Raw genomic sequence first — 1,957 nt, forward strand, 5'->3', positions numbered from 1 at the left:
GCCGCCCCCGAACCCGCCGCCTCCGAGACCACCGTCCCCGCGGCGGCCGTGCTTCCCGCGGCGCCGGCCGAGCCGGTCGCGCCCGTCCCGCAGGACACCGCCATCGCCATCATCGGGGTCGCGGGACGCTACCCCCAGGCCGACGACGTCGACGAGTACTGGCGCAACCTGCGCGCCGGCCGGGACAGCGTCGAGGAGGTCCCCGCCGACCGCTGGGACCACGGCCTGTTCTACGACCCGGACAAGTCCGCCACAGGCAAGACGTACGGCAAGTGGGGCGGCTTCGTACCCGGCGCCGACCGCTTCGACCCGCTGTTCTTCCGGATGTCGCAGATCGAGGCGGAGCACACCGACCCGCAGGAGCGGGTGTTCCTGGAGACCGTCTGGCACCTGATGGAGGACGCCGGATACACCCGCGAGCAATTGCGGGGCGCCCGCACCGGCGTGTTCGTCGGCATGATGTACGGCCACTACCAGCTGTACGGCGTCCAGGAGGCGCTGCGCGGCGAGGGCTTCGCGACCTCCTCGTCGTACGCCTCGGTGGCCAACAGGGTGTCGTACTTCTTCGACTTCACCGGTCCCAGCGTCGGCCTGGACACCATGTGCTCCTCCTCGCTGGTCACCATCCACCAGGCCTGCCTCGCCATCCGCAACGGCGACTGCGACATCGCCGTCGCCGGCGGGGTCAACATCTCCAGCCACCCGGTGAAGTTGCTCCAGCTCGCCCAACGCGGCTTCCTCGCCGAGGACGGGCGCTGCCGCAGCTTCGGGGAGGGCGGCACCGGGTACGTTCCCGCCGAGGGCTCGGGTGCCGTCCTGCTCAAGCGCCTGGACGCGGCCCTGGCCGACGGCGACCGGGTCCTCGCCGTGGTCAAGGCGTCCGCCGTCAACCACGGCGGCGCGGGGGCCGGTTACAGCGTCCCCAACCCCAAGGCCCAGGGTGAGCTGGTGCGCACGGCGCTGGACCGGGCCGGGCTCGCGCCCGCCGACCTCGACTACCTCGAGGCGCACGGCACCGGCACGGCGCTCGGCGACCCGGTGGAGATCACCGGCATGCTGCGGGCCTTCGGTGAGGAACCGCCCGAGAGGCTGCCCATCGGCTCGGTCAAGTCCAACATCGGGCACGCCGAGTCGGCCGCCGGCATCGCCGCGATCACCAAGGTGCTGCTCCAGATGCGGCACGGCGAGCTGGTGCCGTCCCTGCACGCGGACCGGCTCAATCCGAACATCGACTTCACGGCGACCCCGTTCGAGGTCCAGCGCGAGCGGGCGCCCTGGCCCCGCCGCGTCCTGGCGGACGGCAGGGTCCGGCCGAGGACGGCGGGCGTGAGCTCCTTCGGCGCGGGCGGCACGAACGCCCACATCATCCTGGAGGAGTACGTCGGCGCCGGTGCCGTCGCCGACGCCCCGACCGGCCCCCAGCTGGCGGTGCTCTCCGCGCGGGACGCCGGCCGGCTCGCCGCGCAGGCCCGGCGGCTCGCCGGCCACCTGCGCGCCGGGGACGACACCGCCGCGACCCCCGCGCAGGTCGCCTGGACCTTGCAGACGGGCCGGGAGGCGATGGCCCACCGGCTGGCCGTGCTCTTCCACGACCTGCCCGAACTGTGCGCCCGCCTGGACGAGTTCGCGGCGGGCGGCACCCCGGCCGGCAGCTGGACCGGCGTGGTCGACCCGCGCCGGCCCACCGAGGGCGAACCGCTCCCCGCAGACCCCACCGCGTACGCCACCGCATGGACCGGCGGACGGCACGTCGACTGGCCCGCCCTGCACCCGGGCGGCCGGCCCGCCCGGGTGGCGCTGCCCGGCTACCCCTTCGACGGGGACCGGGTCTGGCTGGCCGCGGCCGACGCCGAACTGGCGGCTCTCGGTGCCGGACGCGACGCGCGCGGTGCGGGACGTGACGCCCTCGGCGGTGGACGCGACGCGCGCGGTGTTGGAGGTGACGCCCCCGGCGGTG

The 1,957-nt window shown here is 74.9% G+C and carries 1 protein-coding gene; it reads left to right on the plus strand.

Annotation, left to right across the window (positions count from 1 at the left end; genetic code table 11):
* Window positions 1–1,957: type I polyketide synthase (locus EBH09_RS30340; protein ID WP_202977436.1), on the plus strand; the 1,957-nt coding region annotated here is incomplete at both ends.

It is taken from the genome of Streptomyces sp. E2N166 (genome assembly GCF_003671715.1).
Lineage (GTDB): Bacteria > Actinomycetota > Actinomycetes > Streptomycetales > Streptomycetaceae > Streptomyces > Streptomyces thinghirensis.